This window comes from Leifsonia sp. 10N434, assembly GCF_056394405.1.
This window is the reverse complement of record NZ_JBFTHV010000003.1, coordinates 320,092-341,208: the sequence shown is the minus strand read 5'-3', so window position 1 is coordinate 341,208 and position 21,117 is coordinate 320,092. Positions and strand designations below refer to the sequence as shown.

18 protein-coding genes are annotated in these 21,117 nt (G+C 69.0%); 10 read left to right on the top strand and 8 right to left on the bottom strand.

Annotated features, from left to right (window positions below):
- Position 1 precedes the first annotated feature (1 nt).
- From AC1DB1_RS10890 to AC1DB1_RS10875, 4 genes are read right to left on the bottom strand one after another with little or no spacing between them, the layout of a single operon-like run.
- On the bottom strand, positions 2-1,033 hold the full coding sequence (locus AC1DB1_RS10890) for an AAA family ATPase (RefSeq protein ID WP_477200779.1): 1,032 nt from the start codon (positions 1,031-1,033) through the stop codon (positions 2-4).
- Positions 1,030-2,295, bottom strand: coding sequence for a DUF4350 domain-containing protein (locus AC1DB1_RS10885; RefSeq protein WP_477200778.1), 1,266 nt, complete (start codon positions 2,293-2,295; stop codon positions 1,030-1,032). Before AC1DB1_RS10885 ends, AC1DB1_RS10890 begins: the two co-directional genes overlap by 4 nt.
- Positions 2,292-2,996 carry a DUF4129 domain-containing protein gene (locus AC1DB1_RS10880; protein WP_477200777.1) on the bottom strand — a complete coding sequence of 235 codons (705 nt, stop codon included), beginning with the start codon at positions 2,994-2,996 and terminating at the stop codon, positions 2,292-2,294. The genes AC1DB1_RS10885 and AC1DB1_RS10880 overlap by 4 nt, the downstream gene beginning before the upstream one ends.
- On the bottom strand, positions 2,960-4,273 hold the full coding sequence (locus AC1DB1_RS10875) for a hypothetical protein (RefSeq protein ID WP_477200776.1): 1,314 nt from the start codon (positions 4,271-4,273) through the stop codon (positions 2,960-2,962). The genes AC1DB1_RS10880 and AC1DB1_RS10875 overlap by 37 nt, the downstream gene beginning before the upstream one ends.
- Positions 4,274-4,460: 187 nt before the next feature.
- Here AC1DB1_RS10875 and mtrA point away from each other — a divergent pair, with 187 nt between their 5' ends.
- The 8 genes from mtrA to pflA all read left to right on the top strand — a co-directional run bounded on the left by mtrA (position 4,461) and on the right by pflA (position 16,525).
- On the top strand, positions 4,461-5,144 hold the full coding sequence (gene mtrA / locus AC1DB1_RS10870; protein WP_271176283.1) for an MtrAB system response regulator MtrA: 684 nt from the start codon (positions 4,461-4,463) through the stop codon (positions 5,142-5,144).
- Positions 5,145-5,163: 19 nt separating this feature from the next.
- Positions 5,164-6,834 carry an MtrAB system histidine kinase MtrB gene (mtrB, locus tag AC1DB1_RS10865; protein WP_477200775.1) on the top strand — a complete coding sequence of 557 codons (1,671 nt, stop codon included), beginning with the start codon at positions 5,164-5,166 and terminating at the stop codon, positions 6,832-6,834.
- Complete coding sequence (locus AC1DB1_RS10860; RefSeq protein ID WP_477200774.1) at positions 6,831-8,549, top strand: LpqB family beta-propeller domain-containing protein; 1,719 nt, start codon at positions 6,831-6,833, stop codon at positions 8,547-8,549. Before mtrB ends, AC1DB1_RS10860 begins: the two co-directional genes overlap by 4 nt.
- A 107-nt stretch (positions 8,550-8,656) precedes the next feature.
- On the top strand, positions 8,657-9,385 hold the full coding sequence (locus AC1DB1_RS10855; RefSeq protein ID WP_477200773.1) for a ComF family protein: 729 nt from the start codon (positions 8,657-8,659) through the stop codon (positions 9,383-9,385).
- A gap of 138 nt (positions 9,386-9,523) precedes the next feature.
- Positions 9,524-10,228 carry a ribosome hibernation-promoting factor, HPF/YfiA family gene (gene hpf, locus AC1DB1_RS10850; RefSeq protein WP_271176287.1) on the top strand — a complete coding sequence of 235 codons (705 nt, stop codon included), beginning with the start codon at positions 9,524-9,526 and terminating at the stop codon, positions 10,226-10,228.
- A 160-nt stretch (positions 10,229-10,388) separates the two neighbouring features.
- The gene (gene secA / locus AC1DB1_RS10845) at positions 10,389-13,193 is read left to right on the top strand and encodes a preprotein translocase subunit SecA (protein WP_271176288.1); all 2,805 of its coding nucleotides are present in this window, start codon (positions 10,389-10,391) and stop codon (positions 13,191-13,193) included.
- Between the two features lie 247 nt (positions 13,194-13,440).
- Positions 13,441-15,732, top strand: a complete 2,292-nt coding sequence (pflB, locus tag AC1DB1_RS10840) for a formate C-acetyltransferase (RefSeq protein ID WP_477200772.1) — start codon at positions 13,441-13,443, stop codon at positions 15,730-15,732.
- Between the two features lies 1 nt (position 15,733).
- On the top strand, positions 15,734-16,525 hold the full coding sequence (gene pflA, locus AC1DB1_RS10835) for a pyruvate formate-lyase-activating protein (protein ID WP_477200771.1): 792 nt from the start codon (positions 15,734-15,736) through the stop codon (positions 16,523-16,525).
- A 36-nt stretch (positions 16,526-16,561) separates the two neighbouring features.
- On the opposite strand, the gene AC1DB1_RS10830 is transcribed toward pflA, so the two are convergent.
- Positions 16,562-17,119 (bottom strand): Rv3235 family protein, encoded by a 558-nt coding sequence (locus tag AC1DB1_RS10830; RefSeq protein ID WP_477200770.1) that lies wholly within the window; start codon positions 17,117-17,119, stop codon positions 16,562-16,564.
- A 181-nt stretch (positions 17,120-17,300) separates the two neighbouring features.
- Between AC1DB1_RS10830 and AC1DB1_RS10825 the strand changes: the two genes are divergently transcribed.
- Positions 17,301-18,794: a sensor histidine kinase gene (locus AC1DB1_RS10825; protein ID WP_271176292.1), complete on the top strand. Its 1,494-nt coding sequence runs from the start codon at positions 17,301-17,303 to the stop codon at positions 18,792-18,794.
- A 123-nt stretch (positions 18,795-18,917) separates the two neighbouring features.
- Here AC1DB1_RS10825 and AC1DB1_RS10820 read toward each other — a convergent pair whose 3' ends face one another.
- Complete coding sequence (locus AC1DB1_RS10820; RefSeq protein WP_044442296.1) at positions 18,918-19,166, bottom strand: WhiB family transcriptional regulator; 249 nt, start codon at positions 19,164-19,166, stop codon at positions 18,918-18,920.
- Between the two features lie 206 nt (positions 19,167-19,372).
- Between AC1DB1_RS10820 and AC1DB1_RS10815 the strand changes: the two genes are divergently transcribed.
- Positions 19,373-19,849, top strand: a complete 477-nt coding sequence (locus tag AC1DB1_RS10815) for a hypothetical protein (protein ID WP_477200769.1) — start codon at positions 19,373-19,375, stop codon at positions 19,847-19,849.
- Positions 19,850-19,957: 108 nt separating this feature from the next.
- Here the strand turns inward: AC1DB1_RS10815 and AC1DB1_RS10810 are convergent, their stop codons facing one another.
- Together AC1DB1_RS10810 and bcp are read right to left on the bottom strand one after the other, a co-directional pair.
- Positions 19,958-20,551, bottom strand: a complete 594-nt coding sequence (locus AC1DB1_RS10810) for an acetate uptake transporter (protein ID WP_477200768.1) — start codon at positions 20,549-20,551, stop codon at positions 19,958-19,960.
- 92 nt (positions 20,552-20,643) lie between these two features.
- Positions 20,644-21,117 (bottom strand): thioredoxin-dependent thiol peroxidase, encoded by a 474-nt coding sequence (gene bcp / locus AC1DB1_RS10805; protein WP_477200767.1) that lies wholly within the window; start codon positions 21,115-21,117, stop codon positions 20,644-20,646.

The window sequence follows — 21,117 nt, the reverse complement described above, 5'->3', positions numbered from 1 at the left end:
CCTAGATCGGTACCTGGACCTGCTGCACGATCGAGCGCAGGATGGCGTCGACGCCGACGCCCTCCAGCTCGGCCTCCGGTCGTAGCTGCACGCGGTGCCGCCAGACCGGCAGCAGCATGGCCTGCACGTGGTCGGGGGTGATGGAGTCGTAGCCGGAGAGCCACGCCCACGCCTTGGCGGCGGCCAGCAGGGCTGTCGTCCCGCGGGGACTGACGCCGAGCTTGACCGACGGGCTCTGACGCGTCGCGCGGGCGAGGTCGACGATGTAGGCGAGCACATCGGCGGTCGCTCCGACAGAGCCGGCGGCGGCGCGCGCGGCGGCCAGCTCGCCGGCGGTGAGCACCGGGGTGACGCCGGCGGCGGCCAGGTCGCGCGGGTTGAACCCGGCGGCGTGGCGACGGAGCACCTCGACCTCGGTCTCGCGCTCGGGGATGTCCAGGGTGAGCTTCAGCAGGAAGCGGTCGAGCTGCGCCTCGGGCAGCGAGTAGGTGCCCTCGTACTCGATCGGGTTCTGGGTGGCCGCCACGATGAACGGGTCGGGGAGTACGCGGCTCACGCCGTCGACGCTCACCTGCCGCTCCTCCATCGCCTCCAGCAGGGCCGACTGCGTCTTCGGGGGCGTGCGGTTGATCTCGTCGGCGAGCAGGATGTTCGTGAAGACCGGGCCCTCGCGGAATTCGAAGCCGCCCGTGCTGCCGTCGTAGACGAGCGAACCGGTCACGTCACCGGGCATCAGGTCGGGGGTGAACTGGATGCGCTTGGTGTCCAGGCTGAGCGCGTGGCTGAGTGAGCGCACGAGGAGGGTCTTGGCGACGCCGGGCACGCCCTCGAGCAGCACGTGACCGCGCGCGAGCAGCGCGATGATCAGTCCCGTGACCGCGCCGTCCTGGCCGACGACGGCCTTGCCGACCTCGACCCTGACCTGGCTGAGCGCATGGCGCAGGGCCGCGTGATCGGGGGAGGGGGCCTGCACGGAGGGCCCGGCTGCCGGGCTGTCGGGGCTGGCGAGTTGTCCGGTGGTGACGTCGGTCATGCATCCATTCTTCCGGTCGGCCCCGGCTGTGCGGGGGTGACGGCTGCTGCGGTGGCTCGTTCGAGCTCCGCGAGTGAGTCGGACAGGGCGATCAGGTCGGCGTCCGTCCGCGGGACGTCGTCGATCAGGATCGCACGCACGGTGCCGCGGTCGCGGCGGATGAGCGCGGCCACCGCATCCGCGATCTCGCCCGCGCCCGTCGCCTGCGGCAGCCCGGCGATCGATGCCAGACGGCCGAGCGTCCCGATGCGTAGGGCGTCGACGGCGCGCAGCCGCGCCGACGACCGCTGGTAGAGGCGCGCGCGGCCCTCCCGCGTCTCGCCGGCGCGCACGACGACGGGCAGATCCTCGACGACGAGCGGACCGAAGCGGCGGCCCCGCCAGAACGCGGCGGCGATGAAGACGAGCACCAGCAGGATCACGACAGGCGTCACCCAGCCGGGCGTGAGCGCGGAGATGTCCGGGGGACCGGTGACGGCGCGGTCGGCGATCCCCGGCTGGTACCAGACGAGCGTGCGGTGGGCGCCGAGCAGGTTGAGGGCGAGCGCGGCGTTCCCGGATCGGCCGACCGTGTCGTTCATGAGCACGGCGGCGGAGCCGAGCAGCGCGACTGATCGGCCGTCGACCGTCGTGGTCACGAGGGAGTACCGGTCGCCGCTGCCGAAGCATCCGGTGGCCCCGCCGTCGACGATGCGGAAGGTGCCGCCCGCGCTCACCGAGCTCTCGTTGCCGGATGGCCGCGGATCGATGCTCTCGGCGCGAACCGCGGCCGGAACGGAGCACTCGGCGTCGACCGGACCGGATCCCGCGACGCCACCCGCCGCCCGCACGCCGGGAGCGAGCCGCTGCAGTGCCCGGTAGTCGGGCTCGACGACCACGATGGACGAGGCGATGGAGGTCAGCGCGTCGTAGCCGCTGTCGTCGAGGTTGGCGTCGGGATCGAAGACGAGCACCGTGGTGTCGTCGGTCGCCCCGTCGCGCACCTCCGCCAGGGTTCCGGCCGGCCGGACGTCGACGCCCTGCTGACGGAGCACCTCCGCGACCGCCTTGCCACCGACGAGCCCGGCGTTCGCCGGGTCGAGCGGCACGCCGGCCGAACGGTCCGCGCCGGTGAGCAGGATGCCCAGCAGCGCGACGAGCACCGCGATCGCGCCGAGCACGAGCCACGGGATGCTGCGGCGGCCCACCTGCCGCACCGACGGCGACAGCGCGTCCGCTTCGGTCGGCGGGGGAGCGTCCTGGCGCTCGAGGAGGTCGCTCATGCGCCCACCGGCTCGACCGGAGTGAAGGCGGGCCGGATCCGCTGCAGCGCGTCGTCGAGCGCGACGAGCTGCTGATACTGCCCCTCGGTTCCGGCTCGGCCGAGGTAGCGCACGTCGTCGAAGGAGCGCGCAGCGGCGACGAGCCGCTCACGTTCGGCAGGGACCGCGGCCGCCGCTCGCAGCGCGAACTCGGTGGCCGTCGTGCCGGGGCTGACCGTGACGATGGTGCGCTCGTCGAGCCCCTGCGCGACGGCGCGGAAGAGCTCCTCGATCGCCAGCACCCAGTCCGCCGCGCGGGCCGCCGCCGCCGCGGAGGCGCGGAGCTCCGCGGCCGACCGCAGATCGTCGTCGCCGAACAGCGAGCGTCGGCCCTCGGCGCCCCTGCGGTTCAGGCGCGGCACGCCGAAGATCACGAAGGCGGTGACGATGAGAGCGACGATCAGCACGATCACGACGGTCAGGAGCACGGGGCCGAACGCCCCGCCCGACCCCTGGAACAGCGAACCGAGCCAGTCCTGCACCGCTTTCGAGGCGATGTCGAACCAGGTGGGTTTCGCCGCCTGGTATTCGGGTTTGGCGAGCTCGCCGTCGATCCAGGACTTGGCCTCGGGAGAGCTCGGATCGACCGGCAGGTCGGCTCTGACGAGCATGAGCAGCACTCCGGTCATGCGGCGGGCGGCGGAGGCGGCGGGGGATACCACCCGGACGGCGGCTGCTGCCCGTAGGGCTGCTGTGCGAAGGGCTCCTGCGGCCGCGCCGGTGCGAGATACGGGTCGGGCACGTCGGTCCGGCCCGTCTGCCGGGCCTCCACGAAGCGGACCAACTCGAGGTCGAGTCCCTCTTTGCGCATCCGGAGATCGATGTAAAGGAGCGCGAGGGCTGAGGTCTTCACCACGGACATGATCGCACCGACGATCGAGGTGACGATGCTGGCGAGCACGTTGACGCTCAGCTGGCTCACGATCACCTGCGACACCTCGTTCGCCTGCGGATCGCTCATCGACGTCGGGGCGGCGATGCCGCCGATGATGCCGCCGATCAGCCCGAACGGGAAGGAGATGATCTGCGCCACCATGTAGGCGATCAGCGTGATCAGCGCGACGACGCCGAACGTCTTCCAGAAATATCCGCGGGTCAGCGACCAGGAGCGGGCCACGGCGGCGCGCAGGCTCAGCCGCTCGAGCACGAGGGCGCTCGGCACCATGACGAGCTTCGTGTTCACCCAGATGGCGAGCGCGGCGATGCCGAGACCGCCGATGAACAGCACCAGGATGCCGCCGACGATGGCGGCGGGGCCGCCGAGCGAGAACAGGACGACCGCGACCACGATGAGGAGCCCGACGACCACGCCCCAGCCGATCGCCAGCAGGAACGTCCAGCCGATCAGCGCCCCGATCCGGCCCTTCACCAGCTGCCAGAGTGCCCGGAAGGTGAGCTTCTCGCCGACGGTGCCACGGGCGACCTCACCGACGACGACGCCCTGGAGCAGCGCCTCGGAGACCGCCGAGACCACCAGCGACAGGAGGCCGAGCACGATGGAGCCGCCGATCGCGCCCGCCGTGAGGGTGCTCTGGTCGGCCTGATCGGCGTTGTTCAGCCGGCCGAGGAGCAGCGCGGCGCCGCCGAAGATGAGCAGGCTCGCCACGATGGCCGGGATGCCCTGGATCAGCAGGGCAGCACCGACGGTGATCTTGGGGTTGCGCCGCAATGTCTGGAACGGTGCGCCGATCAGGGTGCCGAAGCTGAGGGGGCGCAGCGGGATGAGACCGGGCTTGGGCGGAGGCGTCCAACTCGGCGGGGCATAACCGTAGGGGTTCTGCTGACCGTACGCGGGGAACTGCTGCCCGAAGCCGGGCGATTGCTGCCCGTAGACGGGGGGCGCAGGAGGCGGGACCGGCGGCGCGGCGCTGTGCTGCTGGTCGGATCCGGAGGCGCTCGGACGCGTGCCAGGCGCCTGCCAGTTCTGCTCGTCGGTCACGCCGTGCTCCTCTGCTCCCCGTGCGCGGTGCGTCGTCTCCCATGCTGGCATATCCGGGGCTCGCGCACTGCCCCACCCACAGGGCACGCAAGGCTCGTATTCACGGGCTCTGCAGGTGTCTCCACTACTCTTGTGGCGAGACTTGTGCGGCGTGCGCCGCGAGACGGACGTTGTGGGAAACGGGGAAATGAACAGTCGCATCCTGGTGGTCGACGACGACACCGCCCTCGCCGAGATGATCGGCATCGTTCTTCGCACCGAGGGATTCGATCCCGTGTTCTGCGAAGACGGGGCGCAGGCCGTCGACATCTTCCGTTCGTCGAAGCCCGATCTGGTGCTCCTCGACCTGATGCTGCCCGGTCTCGACGGCATCGAGGTGTGCGCCCGCATCCGCGCGGAGTCGGGCACGCCCGTCATCATGCTGACCGCCAAGTCCGACACCGCCGACGTGGTCAAGGGGCTCGAGTCGGGCGCCGACGACTACATGGTCAAGCCGTTCAATCCCAAAGAGCTCGTCGCGCGCATCCGCACCCGCCTCCGGCCGGCGAGCAGTGCGCCCACCGCCGAGCAGCTCCGCATCGGCGACCTCACGGTCGACGTCGCCGGTCACGAGGTCAAGCGCGGCGAGAGCCGCATCAACCTCACGCCGCTCGAGTTCGATCTGCTGCTGGCGCTCGCCTCGAAGCCCCAGCAGGTCTTCACCCGCGAGATGCTCCTCGAGCAGGTCTGGGGCTATCACTACAAGGCCGACACCCGACTGGTCAACGTGCACGTGCAGCGTCTGCGCGCCAAGGTCGAGCAGGACCCGGACAACCCCAAGATCGTGATGACCGTGCGCGGGGTCGGTTACCGCGCCGGCGCCGTCAGCTAGGACAGAGGCCGCGAGAGCGATGCGGTACCGGTGGTTGGACGCACAGTGGTGGCGGCAGGTGCCGTCGCACCTGGCGCGACTCTGGCGCACCTCGCTCCAGGTGCGCACCGTCGCGATCACCCTGCTGCTGACCGGCGTCGCCATCCTGGTCACCGGCGTCTACATGTCGCTGAGCATCAGCAACGACCTCTACCAGTCTCGGCTCGACCAGGCGCTGCGCGACTCCAGCCGCGCGACGACGGCCGGGCAGTCCGCGCTCAACGCCGCCGACGTCTCGCCGGGCGACTCCGGCAAGAACCTGCTGAGCAGCGCGCTCACCGCCGTTCTCGGCTCGACGTCGAGCCGCCTGATCGCCGCCTATCGCGTGCCGGGTCAGGACACGACCACGATCGCTCCGCCCGACCGGGGGAGCCCCAGTCTCAACGCGGTGATCACCGATCAGCTGCGCAAGCAGGTGCAGAACGGCGGGACGAAGCAGTACTACCAGTCGGTCGCGCTGCCCGCGGGGAACGGCTCGACGGATCCGGGGATCGTGGTGGGGACCCAGCTCACGCTGCCCGCCTACGGGCATTACGAGCTGTACATCGGGTACAACCTCAGCGACGCGGAGAGCACCCTTGTCTTCGTGCAGGGCACCCTGCTGCTCGCCGGCCTCGCGCTCGTGCTGCTGATCGGCGCGATCACGTACGTGATCGTCCGCTTCGTGGTGCAGCCCATCCGGGTAGCCGCCGAGACCAGCGAACGTCTCGCCTCCGGCGACCTCGCCGTGCGCATCCCTGAGCGCGGTGAAGACGTCTTCGCCTCGCTGGCCCGCTCGTTCAACGGCATGGCCGACAGCCTGCAGAGCCAGATCAACCAGCTCGCTGCGCTGTCGCAGCTCCAGCAGCGCTTCGTCTCCGATGTGTCCCACGAGCTCCGCACGCCGCTCACGACCATCCGGCTGGCCGGCGACGTCATCTACGACCAGCGCGAGTCCTTCCCGCCGGCGACGGAACGCACCGCCGAGCTGCTCCACACGCAGATCGAGCGGTTCGACCGCCTCCTCTCGGACCTCCTCGAGATCAGCCGGTATGACGCCGGCTCCGTGGTGCTCGACCCTGAGCCGACGAACCTCGTGCGGCTCGCCGACGACACGGTCGACGAGATGCGCACCCTCGCCGAGCAGAACGGGACGGAGCTGCGGCTCGAGGCGCCGGGCGGGTACTTCGACGTGGGGATGGATCCGCGGCGCATCCGGCGGATCGTGCGCAATCTGCTGGGCAACGCGATCGAGCACGGGGAGGGGCGGCCGGTGGTCGTCACGGTCGACAGCAACGAGAGCGCCGTCGCGCTCTCGGTGCGCGATTACGGCCTCGGCATGAGCCAGGCCGACGTCAACCACGTCTTCGATCGCTTCTGGCGCGCCGACCCGTCGCGCAAGCGCACGATCGGGGGCACCGGACTCGGTCTCGCGATCTCGCTCGAGGACGCGACGCTGCACTCCGGCTGGCTGCAGGTCTGGTCGTCGCCGGGGGCGGGCTCGTGCTTCCGGCTGACGCTCCCGCGCGTGCCGGGGCGTGAGATCACGTCGTCCCCCCTGCCGTTGCCGCCGCTCGACGCCGGCACCGCGCCGCATCCCTCGGCCGGTGCGGGTGCGCTGGACAACGGTGCCGAAGGGGCCCTCGAGGCCGAGACGGAGGCGCACGCATGAGCGTTCGAACCGCGCCGCGCAAGAGAGGGCGCATCCGGACTGTCGTCGTCGCCGCCGTCGCGATGGCCCTGCTCGGTGTGCTGGCCGCTTGTGCGAGTATCCCGGACTCCGGCGCCGTGCGCCAGGGCGGCCCGATCGCTCAGGTGAACGATCCGCTCGACCTCGACTTCAATCCGTCGCCGCCCGCCAAGGGAGCGACCCCCGAGCGCATCGTGCAGGGATTCATCGATGCGGCGTCGAGCCCGAAGAACGGCTTCTCGATCGCCCGTCAGTACCTGACCAAATCGATGTCGGCGACCTGGAACCCCGACGAGTCGGTGACCGTCGACGACGGCCGCAACCGCAGCTACGACCACGAGGGGAACCAGTGGACCGTCGATGTGAGTCCGGTGGCCAACGTCGACAGCGTGGGGGCCTACCATCCGGTCAGCAGCACGGCGCCGGTCAGTCTGCGCTACGAACTCCAGCGTGAAGACGACGAGTGGCGGATCGCCGTCGCCCCGAACGGTGTCGTCATCGACGACCCGACCTTCCACGCGGTCTACGCGCAGCAGACGCTCTACTTCTACAGCCCCGACTTCGCCTACCTGGTGCCGGATGCGCGCTGGTTCCCCGCCCGCGTCGCCAGCGCCGCCACCCGCGTCACGTCCGCCGTGCTCGACGGGCCGTCGAAGTGGCTCTCGCGGGCGGTGACGAACGCATTCCCCGACGGCACCAAGCTCGCCTTCCCGTCCGTCACGACGGAGGGCGGGGTCGCGAAGGTCGATCTGAGCTCTCAGGCCGGGCAGGCGGACACCCTCGGCCTGGAGCGCATGCAGCTGCAGCTGGAATCGAGTCTCGGGACCCTCGCGCAGTCGGTGCAGCTCTCGATCGAGGGCAACGTGCAGCAGATCCCGCCGATCAGCGAGAGCAACCGGCCGACGCAGGATCCCCCGGTCGACTCCCACCCCATCGTCGCGCGCGCCGGGGAGTTCGGCCTGCTCAACGGGTCGACCGTCACCCCGATCAGCGGGCTGAGCGACAAGATCGTCGCACTGCAGCCGTCGTCCGTCGCGCTCACGGCGTCGCGTGACGCCGCGGCCGTCCTCTCGCACGGCGCTGCATACCTGGTGCGCCGAACGTCGGATGCGCTGCGAGTGGACACCAGACCCGGCCTCATCGCGCCGTCGATCGACGGCGGCGGGTGGGTGTGGACCGTGCCCGGGAATGCGCCGGGGGCGGTGCAGGCGACGGGTTCCGACGGCGCGCACCACGCGGTGAAGACCGCCTGGCCGGCGGCGTCTCAGATCCTGTCGCTGGCCATTTCACGCGACGGTGCGCGCCTGGTCGCGCTGCTGAAGTCGGGGTCGTCGTACTCGCTGGTGGCGGCCGGGATCACCCGCGGCGAAGGCGGGGTCCCGACGACGCTCAGCGAGCCGCTCGAGCTCGCGCTCGGCACCGGCACGCCGCGATCGGTGACGTGGATCGGCGAGCTCGATGTCGCGGTGCTGAGCACCACCACCGGCAGTGGGACGTCGATCGCCGAGCAGACCATCGGCGGTCAGCTCGTGACGACGTCGGGGCCGGCCGGCGGCGTGACGATCGTCGGAGCCGGAGGGCTCTCCCGGTATCTGGTGCTCACGACGACCCAGTCGTTGCAGGCGCCGACAGGCACCGGATGGCAGGCCCAGACCGACAAGGTCAGCGCCGTGGCGGTGCAGCTGGGGCAGCCCTAGGCGACTCCACGTGGGCAGGCGACTCCACAGGGGGCGCTCGGCCGATGCTGTGCACGGAGCCGGTCGGAGGCGCACTGCGCAGAGCGCGGTGACGGGATGCTCGTCGCATGACCGTTGCCGAGCGACTCCGTCCGCACCTCCGTGCGCTGCTCCCCGTTCTGCTCCCTCCGCTGCGGGAGGCCCTGCTCGACGCCCTCTCCGTCGTCTCCCCGGTGACCTGCAGCGGGTGCGGCGCTCCGGACCGGTCCCTCTGCCGCGCGTGCCGCCGCGACCTCGAGCCGCGGCCGGCGCGGGTGCGCGACGTCGACGCGCCCGCACCGGTCTGGACCGCGCTGGGCTACGCGGGCGCCGTGCGTTCGGTGGTGCTCGCGTACAAGGACCACGGCAGAACGGACGCCGGCCCGACGCTTGCGCGCGCCCTCCGGGCATCCGTGCTGGCCGCGCTCGCCGATGCCGGGGTGGAGCGCCGGGAAGGCCGCGTGGTTCTGGTGACGATCCCGTCGACGCGGGCGGCCTTTCGGCGGCGCGGATATCACCCGACGGAACTGCTGCTGCGCCGCGCGCGGCTGCCGACCGCCCAGCGGCTCAGGCTCGTGCGGAAGAGCGCCGACCAGGCCGGATTGTCGGTCGCCGACCGTGCGCGGAACAGGTCGGGATCGTTCTCCGCCCCGCGCCGCTTGGCGGGTTCGGACTGCATCGTGGTCGACGACATTGTGACGTCCGGCGCGACGGTGCGCGAGGCAGCACGCGCCGTCGAGGCCGCCGGAGGAGTGGTCGTCGGTATCGCTGTGGTGGCCCACACGGCGCTTCGGGGACGGCGTCGCGGCCTTCGGTAGAGCCTCAGCGATTGCACAGCGAACCGATCGGCTCTACCTGTTCACATTCGAGCGGGACGGCACTACGGTGGTCGAAAAGGCGTGGATGACCCGCCCTTCGTGATCGGGCGAGTGACACGTCAGATCAGGGAGGTCGCAATGGACATCAACATCATCGGACGAAACCTGGACATCACTGATCGCTTCCGTGAATACGCCACCGAGAAGGCGGCGAAGGTCTCGCATCTCGCAGAACGGGCCATCTCGTTCGAGATCAAAGTGAGCCGGCACAACGAGAAGTCTGGCGGCCAGAACGGCGACGACCGGGTGGAACTGACCCTGGTCGGACCGAAGGCCGTCGTGCGGTCGGAGGCGACGGGAACGGACAAGTACGCGGCGTTCGACATCGCTCTCGGGAAACTCCTCGAGCGGGTGCGTCGTGCGAAGGACCGCCGCAAGGTGCATCGCGGGCAGCATCGCCCGACGTCGCTCCGCGAGGCCAGCACCGACGGCTTCAGCACCGTCGGCATCTCTGCTGCGCCGGTCGCCGTTCTCGACCAGGTTCGCACGGGGAGCATCCCCGTCGTGTCCGATGAGGCCGAGGCGGCCGTCGAGGCAGAGGACGAATACTGCCCGGTCGTGATCCGGCAGAAAGTGTTCGCCTCCGTGCCGATGACCGTCGACGACGCTCTCTACTACATGGAGCTCGTCGGCCACGACTTCTACCTCTTCATCGACCAGGAATCCGCGCGCCCGAGCGTCGTGTACCGCCGCAAAGGCTGGGACTACGGTGTGATCGCGCTCGATGAGGAGGCCGAGGAACTGCAGGAGGTGGCGACGGCCAGCCGCAAGCTCGGCAGCTGATCGGCTGCCTGCCCGACGCGCCGATGGGCGCCGCCCAGGCGGCGGTGCCCATCGGCGTCCGTTCTCAGGAAAGCACCTGGCCAACCCACTAGCATTGTGAGAGTTTCGTTCCCGGTCGAGCAGCGTCCGGACCGGCAAGATAGACAAGTGGAGTGCATAGGTGGCCTCAGTACTGGAAAAGGTCCTCCGAGTCGGTGAGGGTCGCACCCTCCGTCGGCTGGAGGCGTATGCCAAAGCGGTGAACGCGCTCGAAGACGACTTCAGCGAGCTGACCGACGAAGAGCTGATGCATGAGACCGTCGAACTGCGCGAGCGGTACAGCAACGGCGAGTCGCTCGACGACCTCCTGCCCGAGGCGTTCGCGGCCGTGCGCGAGGCCGCGAAGCGCACCCTCGGGATGCGTCACTTCGATGTGCAGATCATGGGCGGCGCCGCGCTTCATCTCGGCAACATCGCCGAGATGAAGACCGGTGAGGGCAAGACCCTGGTCGCGACGACCGCGGCCTACCTGAACGCCATCGCCAGCCGTGGCGTGCACGTCATCACGGTCAACGACTACCTCGCCAGCTACCAGTCCGAACTGATGGGCCGCGTCTACCGCGCCCTCGGCATGACCACCGGCGTGATCCTGTCCGGTCAGACGCCGGAGGAGCGCCGCGAGCAGTACGCGTCCGACATCACCTACGGCACCAACAACGAGTTCGGCTTCGACTACCTGCGCGACAACATGGCGTGGCAGGCGAGCGACATGGTGCAGCGCGGCCACTTCTTCGCGATCGTCGACGAGGTCGACTCGATCCTCATCGACGAGGCCCGCACGCCGCTGATCATCTCCGGTCCGTCCTCAGGCGAGGCCAACCGCTGGTTCAACGAGTTCGCGAGCCTGGCGAAGCGCCTCGAGCCCGACGTCGACTTCGAGGTCGACGAGAAGAAGCGCACCGTCGGTGTGCTCGAGCCCGGCATCGAGAAGGTCGAGGACTACCTCGGCATCGACAACCTGTACGAGTCGGCGAACACCCCGCTCATCTCGTTCCTGAACAACGCCATCAAGGCGAATGCGCTCTTCAAGCGCGACAAGGACTACGTCGTGATGAACGGCGAGGTGCTCATCGTCGACGAGCACACCGGCCGCATCCTGATGGGCCGTCGCTACAACGAGGGCATCCACCAGGCCATCGAGGCCAAAGAAGGCGTCGAGGTCAAGGCGGAGAACCAGACGCTCGCCACGGTCACCCTTCAGAACTACTTCCGCCTCTACAAGAAGCTGTCGGGCATGACGGGTACGGCCGAGACCGAGGCCGCCGAGTTCATGAGCACCTACAAGCTCGGTGTGGTCCCGATCCCCACCAACAAGCCGATGAAGCGCATCGACCAGTCCGACCTCGTCTACAAGAACGAGCAGGCCAAGTTCGCCCAGGTCGTCGAAGACATCGCCGAGCGGCACGAGAAGGGCCAGCCGGTGCTCGTGGGCACCACGAGCGTCGAGAAGAGCGAATACCTCTCGCGTCTGCTCGCCAAGAAGGGCGTGCGCCACGAGGTTCTGAACGCCAAGAACCACGCGCGTGAGGCGGCCATCGTCGCCCAGGCTGGCCGGCTCGGCTCGGTCACGGTCGCCACCAACATGGCCGGCCGTGGAACGGACATCATGCTCGGCGGCAACGCCGAGTTCCTCGCGGTCGCCGAGATGAACAGCCGCGGACTGTCGCCGGTCGACACCCCCGACGAGTACGAGGCCGCGTGGGATGAGGTATTCACCGCGGTGAAGGACACCGTCGCCATCGAGGCGGACAAGGTCATCGACGCCGGCGGACTCTACGTTCTGGGAACGGAGCGCCACGAGTCCCGGCGCATCGACAACCAGCTGCGCGGTCGTTCCGGCCGTCAGGGCGACCCCGGTGAGAGCCGCTTCTACCTGTCGCTCACCGACGACCTGATGCGCCTCTTCAACGCCGGTGCGGCCGAGAGCCTGATGGGCCGCGGAAACGTTCCGGACGACCTGGCCATCGAGTCGAAGGTCGTCAGCCGCGCGATCCGCAGTGCGCAGTCGCAGGTCGAGGCCCGCAACGCCGAGATCCGCAAGAACGTGCTCAAGTACGACGACGTCCTGAACCGCCAGCGCGAGGCGATCTACGGCGACCGTCGCCACATCCTGGAGGGCGACGACCTCCACGAGCGCACGCAGCAGTTCCTCACCGACGTGATCGACGACATCCTCGACTCGCACACCGGCGAGGGCAACGGAGACGACTGGGACTTCGACGCCCTGTGGGCCGAGCTCAAGACGCTCTACCCGGTGGGCGTGACCATCGACGAGGTCATCACCGAGGCGGGCAACAAGGGCAAGATCAACCGCGAGTTCATGCGCCGCGAGATCCTCTCCGACGCCCGCATCGCCTACCAGAACCGCGAGGAGTCGCTCGGATCGTCGGCGATGCGCGAGCTGGAGCGCCGCGTCGTGCTCTCGGTCATCGACCGTCGCTGGCGCGACCACCTGTACGAGATGGACTACCTCAAGGACGGCATCGGCTTGCGGGCGATGGCGCAGCGCGACCCGCTGGTCGAGTACCAGCGCGAGGGCTACGCCATGTTCCAGCAGATGATGGGATCCATCCGCGAGGAGACCGTCGGCTTCCTGTTCAACCTCGAAGTCGAGGTCAACCAGGCTCCCGGTGAGGTCGAGTCGCCCAGCGTCGCGGCCAAGGGTCTCGGCCGGGGTGAGAACGAGCCGCGCCTCAGCTACTCGGCTCCGAGCGACGCCGGCGGTGTCGAGGTGCGCAATCAGCGCGGCCAGATCGAGCAGGGCGCCACCGCCCGTGCACAGCGCGCAGCGCAGCAGGCCAACGAGCCCGCCGCGCCTCCCGCGCAGGGCGCCACGCAGCGCGGTGCCTTCGGTCAGAAGATCGACGGCGACCAGGCGGCTCCGACCAACCGCGCCGAGCGCCGGGCGCAGGAGCGCAAGCGCTAGAGAACGTCCACGTAGACGGGGTCGTCATCGGTTCAGCAACCGGTGGCGGCCCCGTTCTTTCGTTCCTCCCCTGCACGGAACCCGGCCGCCGCCGGGTGTGACGCGCCCGCCGCTGCCTAGCGTTGAGGCTAGGACGAGTGGCTCGTCGCCCAGCGAGACGGCGGGCGTCGCTCGCCCCGCAGCGTTGCATCGTGGGGTGAATCCGTCCCCGCGGGAACGCACGATCCCACGAGGAGGGCGAAGAACCATGAGCATCGTCGAGCACACCGGAACGCGTGCCGGAACAGACGCGGGGAGTGACGAGACGGGCGTCGCGGCGGCCTGGGAGGGCTTCGTCGCAGGGCCGTGGCGCGTCTCCATCGACGTGCGCGACTTCATCCAGCGCAACTATCAGCCCTACGACGGTGACCACCACTTCCTCGAAGGGGCGACGGCGCGCACACGGGGCATCTGGGGCAGGCTCTCCGAGCTGTTCCCCGAGGAGCGCGAGCGCGGGGTGTACGACGTCGACCCCCACACTCCGTCGACGATCACCTCGCACCTCCCCGGTTACATCGACCAGGAGAACGAGCTGATCGTCGGCCTTCAGACCGACGCGCCGCTCAAGCGCGCGATCATGCCCAACGGCGGCTGGCGCATGGTCGAGGGCGCGCTCAAGACATACGGCTACGAGGTCGACCAGGAGGTCGCCTCGATCTTCACGCGCTACCGCAAGACCCACAACGACGGCGTCTTCGACGTGTACCCGTCGTCGGTGCGGCGTGCGCGCAGCAGCCATCTGATCACCGGACTGCCGGATGCCTACGGCCGGGGCCGCATCATCGGCGACTATCGCCGCGTCGCCCTGTACGGGGTCGATGCCCTCATCGCGGACAAGAAGCGGGAGCGCGCCGAGCTCGACGAGGAGTTCACCACCGAGACCGTGATCAGGCGCCGGGAGGAGAACGCCGAGCAGATCCGCGCTCTGAAGGAGCTGACGGTGATGGCGGCGGACTACGGCTTCGACATCTCCCGCCCGGCCGAGACGGCGCACCAGGCCGTGCAGTGGCTGTACTTCGCGTACCTCGGTGCGGTCAAAGAGCAGAACGGCGCGGCGATGTCGTTCGGGCGTAACGCGGGATTCCTCGATGTCTACATCGAGCGCGACCTGGCCCGCGGTCTGCTCACCGAGAACCGGGCGCAGGAGCTCATCGACGATCTCGTCATCAAGCTGCGGATCGTGCGCTTCCTGCGGACGCCGGAATACGACGCCCTCTTCAGCGGCGACCCCACCTGGGTCACGGAGTCGATCGGCGGCACCGGCGACGACGGTCGCACCCTGGTCACCAAGACGGCCTTCCGGATGCTGCAGACGCTCTACAACCTCGGGCCGGCGCCAGAGCCGAACCTCACCGTGTTCTGGTCGGCAGCGCTCCCGGAGGGGTTCAAGCGGTTCTGCGCACAGGTCTCCATCGATACCAGCGCCATCCAGTACGAGTCGGATGCGCTCATCCGGTCGGCGTGCGGAGACGATGCCGCGATCGCCTGCTGTGTCTCACCGATGACCGTCGGCAAGCAGATGCAGTTCTTCGGGGCGCGGGTGAACCTCGCGAAGGCTCTGCTGTACGCGCTGAACGGCGGTCGCGACGAGCTGACCGGCACGCAGGTCGCTCCGAAGTCGGCGCCGTACGCCGGTGACGTGCTGGACTACGAGAAGGTGCGTCCGGCCTTCAACCGCACGATGGAGTGGCTCGCCGAGACCTACGTAGACGCCCTCAACGCCATCCACTACATGCACGACAAGTACGCCTACGAGCGGCTCGAGATGGCGCTGCACGACGGAGACGTCAAGCGCACACTCGCCTGCGGCATCGCCGGGCTGTCCGTCGTGGCCGACTCGCTCTCCGCGATCAAGCACGCCACCGTCTCGCCCGTTCGCGACGAGAGCGGCCTCATCGTCGACTACCTGATCGAGGGCGAGTTCCCGGCCTTCGGGAACGACGACGACCGTGTCGACACCATCGCCGTCGAGCTGGTCGAACAGTTCATGGAGATGATCCGCCGCCATGAGACGTACCGCCAGGCCGAGCACACCCAGTCGGTGCTCACGATCACTTCGAATGTCGTGTACGGCAAAGCGACAGGCAACACCCCCGACGGCCGCCGTGCCGGGGAGCCGTTCGCTCCGGGCGCCAATCCGATGAACGGCCGCGATTCGCACGGGATGCTCGCCAGCGGGCTGTCGGTGGCCAAGCTGCCGTTCGAGTCCGCTCAGGACGGGATCTCTCTGACGATCACGGTGGTACCCAGCGGGCTCGGGCGGGAGCGGGACGAGCAGGTGGACAATCTCGTCGGTGTCATCGATGCCTACACGGCGTCATCCGGGTATCACATGAACGTGAACGTGCTCGATCGGGAGACGCTGATCGACGCCATGGAGAACCCGGGGGAGTACCCCCAGCTCACCATCCGGGTGAGCGGGTACGCGGTCAACTTCGTCCGCCTCACCCGTGAGCAGCAGCTGGACGTGCTCAACCGCACGTTCCACGCGGGAGTCTGAGGTGGGGCCCGGGCCGTCACCGGATGCCCTCTCCCGCAGCGAGGAGCTGGCCGCGCGCCGAGACGGTCGCGTGGCCAGCATCCACTCCTGGGAGCTGGTCACCGCCGTCGACGGCCCGGGTACCCGCATGACGCTGTTCCTCAACGGCTGTCCGCTGCGGTGCCGCTACTGCCACAACCCGGACACGTGGAAGATGCGGGACGGTGTCACCACGACGTTGGACGAGGTCGTGCGACGGGTCGAGCGGTATCGCCGTATCTTCCAGGCGACCGGAGGCGGGCTCACGATCTCCGGCGGCGAACCCCTGCTGCAGTCGGCCTTCGTCGCACGGCTGGCTCGGGCCACGCGGGCGATGGGCGTCCACACCGTCCTCGACACGAGCGGGAACCTGGGCCGCCGCGCGTCGGACGCCTTGCTCGACGATCTCGACCTGGTGTTCCTGGACGTGAAGTCGGGTATCGCCGGCACCTATCGGGAGGTGACGACGGCCGAGCTTCAGCCCACCATTGACTTCGGCGATCGGCTGGCGCGCGCCGCCGTGCCGGTGTGGGTGCGCTTCGTGCTGGTCCCGGGGCTGTCCGACGACCCGGAGAACGTCGAGGCCGTCGCCGACATCGTGCAGCGGTGGCCGAACGTGCAGCGCGTCGAGGTGCTGCCCTTCCATCAGCTCGGCGCGGGAAAGTGGGAACGCCTCGGGATCGATTACACATTGACAGACACGCAGCCGCCGACGGCGGAGCTGGTGGCGCGGGTGGTCGCGCAATTCCGCCGTCGGGGGCTGCTCACGTTCTGACGTGCCGTCGTGACCGCCGGTTCGCGGCCGTACGGCTCACAGCACCGTGATGGCGCTCGCGCGCCATCGCCCTCCCAACTCGTCGAGCCGGATCGCCACCGCGCGCGACCGCGCCGGCTGATGAACCATCACGACGGCTTCGATCACCCCGTCGCTGGGTCGTGAGACGATCGGCTCTCCGACGACGAGCCGTGGGCGCTGCGCCTGGGCGCCGCTCATCGCCCGCGCGCGTGCCGCGATCGTCACGCGGCGCACGAGGTGGGTGTGCACGTCGTCGGTCACCCAGCGCGACAGCTGGTCGAGGTTGCGCACGCCGGCGAGGATCTCGACGACGCAGCGGGTGAGGTTGACCAGGAGCGGGGCCGGGTCGAGCGCGACATCGCCGGCCGCGGCATCCGGATACGGGCGAACCGGTGTCACAGCGGCCAGTGCGGTGTTCGCGGAGGTCGCGGGAGCAGCCTGTTCCGGCTCGGCGGCGCCGGGCGGCGGAGTGACATGCCGCCAGCGTCGCTGCCGAGATGTCCGATCGCCAGCGGCCCGCAGGGGTGCTGCCTCCGGTGGTTCTCGGACGTCGTAGTCGACAGCTGTGCTCATGGTGGTCCCCTCGTTCTTCCAGCGGCGGCACGGCATTCTCCGGCCGACGTCCCGCACGTTCTCCCCGCCGCGCCGGCCGTCCTGGGTGCCACTCAACCAGGGGCGGGATGATGAGTCCAGGGCACCAACGCGCTGTGGATAACTTTCGTGATGCTCTCGGGGTTCTGCCTAGACTGGGTGGGTGTCGACGCTCAGTGATCTCGTGCTTGCCCAGGGCCGCTCTTCGGAGGCCGACGTCGATTGGCTGCACGGACTGGTCGGCGACTGGCAGTTGCTCGCCGACCTCGCGTTCGCCGACATCGTGCTCTGGGTGCCGACGGAAGACGACGACTTCGTCGCCGTCGCTCACGCTCGGCCATCGAGCGCCGCGACGCTGTTCTACCGGGACTTCGTCGGCCAGCGCATCAAGCCGGAATGGCGGCAGCAGGTCACCGAGGCCTACGAGACCAAGCAGATCATCGACACCTCGGCGCCCGACTGGTTCGAGGAGACGCCGACGCGCGTGCGGGCGGTGCCCGTCATCCGGCGCATCAATGTCAACTCGGCCCAGACGGCGGAGCTGCCGGTCGCGGTGATCACGCGGCACAGCAACCTCAGCGAGGCGCGCACCCCCAGCCGCCAGGAACTCACGTTCAACGACTGCGCCAACGACCTCTTCAACATGATCGCCACCGGCGACTTCCCCGACCTCGGCGCCCCGACCGGGCCGCGCCGAGGCGCTCCGCGCGCGTCCGACGGCCTCATCCGCCTCGATGTCGACGGCATCACCACGTTCGCCAGCCCGAACGCCCTCTCGGCGTTCAACCGGATGGGCTTCACCGACGAGCTCGAGGGGGAGTCCCTCGCGGCCGTCACCACGCGACTGCTCACCGGCCGGATGACCGTCGACGAGTCGCTCCCGCTCGTCGTCACGGGCCGTGCCCCCTGGCGCACCGACATCGAAGCGCGCGGCGTGACCGTCTCGCTGCGGGCCATCCCGATCCGCAACCGGGGCGAGCGGGTCGGCGCGATCGTGCTCTGCCGCGACGTCAGCGAGATGCGCCACCAGGAGCGCGAACTGATCACGAAAGACGCGACCATCCGCGAGATCCACCACCGGGTCAAGAACAACCTGCAGACGGTGGCCTCGCTGCTGCGCATCCAGGCGCGCCGCACGCACTCCGAGGAGGCGCGTGAGGCCCTCAGCCAGGCGATGCGGCGCGTGGCGGCCATCGCGGTCGTGCACGACACGCTCTCGACCGGTCTGGCGCAGATCGTCGACTTCGACGACGTGTTCGATCGCGTGCTGCTGCTGGTGGCCGAGGTGGCGTCGAGTCACAACACGACCGTGCATCCGAAGTCGTCCGGCAGCTTCGGCGAGCTCCCCAGCGAGTACGCCACCCCGCTGGCGCTCGCGCTCACCGAGCTGGTGACCAACGCCGTCGAACACGGGCTCGCCGGTCGCGAGGGTCAGGTGGAGATCATCGCCCACCGGTCGAAGGAGTCGCTCACGGTCAAAGTGGTCGACAACGGCTCCGGTCTGCCCGAGGGCAAGGTCGGCAGCGGACTCGGAACGCAGATCGTGCGCACGCTCATCCAGGGCGAGCTGGGCGGCACGATCGACTGGCACACCTTGATGGGACAGGGCACCGAGGTAACGATCGAGATCCCGTTGCGCTACCTCAACAAGTCCTGAGCGGCCCCGCCGGTACGCGCGGCGCGCGATCCGGACACAGAAAAACCGAGGTCCCTCTGCGCTCCTCCATCTGCTAGGTGTAGGGAGGAGCGGCAGAGGCCTCGGTGGCGCCGGGTGACGATACTAGGACGCGCGGCGGGCGCGAGCGGCGCGGCGCTTGAGAGCGCGACGCTCGTCTTCGGAGAGGCCGCCCCAGACGCCGGAGTCCTGGCCGGTCTCGAGTGCGTACTGCAGGCAGATCTCGGTGACGGTGCAACGAGCGCAGACGGTCTTCGCCTTGTCGATCTGGTCGACGGCGGGCCCGGTGTTGCCGACAGGGAAGAACAACTCGGGGTCCGCGGTGAGGCAGGCAGCTTTGTCGCGCCAGTCCATGGTTAGTGCTCCTTTAATTGCTGAGTGCATGGCCGATCGGCCTAGAATGCGTGGTAAGCAGTCGAGTTCAGGGTGCGTTGATCCGAGGGGATAGACCTGCCCACGACCCTGTGAGCGCTAACTCGACCTCAAATATGCTCCCATAGCGCATAATCTGAATCAATAGTTTTGTATGGGATAACGCTGTGAACACGAGTCGGAAACGCATGGATGATATAGTTCCCGCCCCCTCGGAGGGCGAGCCCACCGACCCGGACCGCACCTCCGACGGCGTGAAGGCAGGCGCCGTGAGCCGGCCTCCTCTGCTCGTCGCCCTCGCCGTTCTGATGTTCCTCGAGGCGGCTCTGGTGGCCGCACTGGCGGTCTGGCTCCTCGTCGACCTCCTGACGCTGAAGCCGCAGTCGTTCGCGAGCGCCGTCGCCATCGTCGTACTCGTCGTCGCAGCGGCCGTGTGGGTCACCGGTACCGCGATCGGCGTCCTGCGCGCACGCGGCTGGTCGCGGGCCTCGACCGTGACCATCCAGATCCTGCAGATCGCGGTGGCCGTCGGCTCGTTCCAGGGCCTGTACGCACAGCCGGCGCTGGGCTGGGCGCTGCTCGTGCCCGCGGTCGTCGCGATCCTGCTCGCGCTCAGCCCTCAGGTGGTCAGAGCGACCACTGGCGGGGCGCCACGGCCTGAATAGGCGATGGGGCGACCGATTGGTCGCCCCATCACTCCGACGGCGCCAGAGCGCCACTGAGGCGTGCCGCCCTCGCGTTCCCGCTGTCGCCGCGGCAGCACGCCTATCGCTCTACGCGCGCGGCCAGACCGGCAGCACCGAACGTTTCCAGGTGGCGTTCATGACGCCGGCCCACGCGGTGTACAGGGCGGCTGCTGCGGTCAAGAGACCGAACCAGCCTCCGACGCGGGTCAGCCCCACCGTGCCGGTGAGGTCACCGAAGGCCAGGATCAGGAGCGTCACCGTCAGGAGGCTGAAGGTGGCCAGCGTCGCACCGTCCGTCTTGGCCGAGGCGATGGTCATGAGCACGGTGAAGAGCCCCCAGCAGAGCAGGTAGATGCCGAACCCGGTGCCGCCCGCCTGTTCCGCGACCCCCGCGGTGGATTGCAGCCACCAGTACGACAGCCAGAACGCCCCGTACGCCGAGAACGCCGTCGCGCCGAAGGTGTTCCCGCGAGCGAACTCCCACATTCCCGCGACCAACTGCGCGAAGCCGCCGCAGAACAGCCCCATGCTCACGGCGACCACGGCGGCTTCGGGCACGATGCCCGCGTTCGCGAGGTTCAGCAGAACGGTGGTCAGGGCGAACGCCGTGAGTCCGAGCGGGGCGGGATCTGCGATACGTGATGTGGGAAGGGGTTGGGCCTGCTCGGCGACTGCGTTCATCTGGTGGAGCTCCTTGTGACGATATGCGGCGAGGATCCGCCGCGTTGTCGACTCTAGAATCCAGAATCACGCATTGTAAATATTTGTATTTTTCAGTCGATGCCGAGCTTCTTCCGGAGGCTGGCGACGTGTCCGGTGGCCTTGACGTTGTACAGCGGAAGCCGCACGCTCCCGTCGGGGTCGACCACGAACGTCGAGCGCAGCACGCCGGTCACGGTCTTGCCGTAGAGCTTCTTCTCGCCGTACGCGCCGTAGGCCTGATGGACCGCGAGGTCCTCATCGGAGAGCAGCGGGAAGTTGAGCCCGTCCTGCTCCTGGAACTGCTTGTTCTTGGCCGGCGCGTCCTTCGAGATGCCGATCACCTGGTAGCCGGCGGACTTCAGCGAGTTGAGGTTGTCGCGGAAGTCGCACGCCTCGGTCGTGCATCCGGGTGTCATCGCGGCCGGATAGAAGTAGACGATCACGTTCTCTCCGGAGAAATCACCGAGCGAGACGGTCGCGCCGTCCTGGTCCTTCAGCGAGAACGCTGGTGCCTTCTCGCCTGCTTCAAGTCGCACATCACTCAT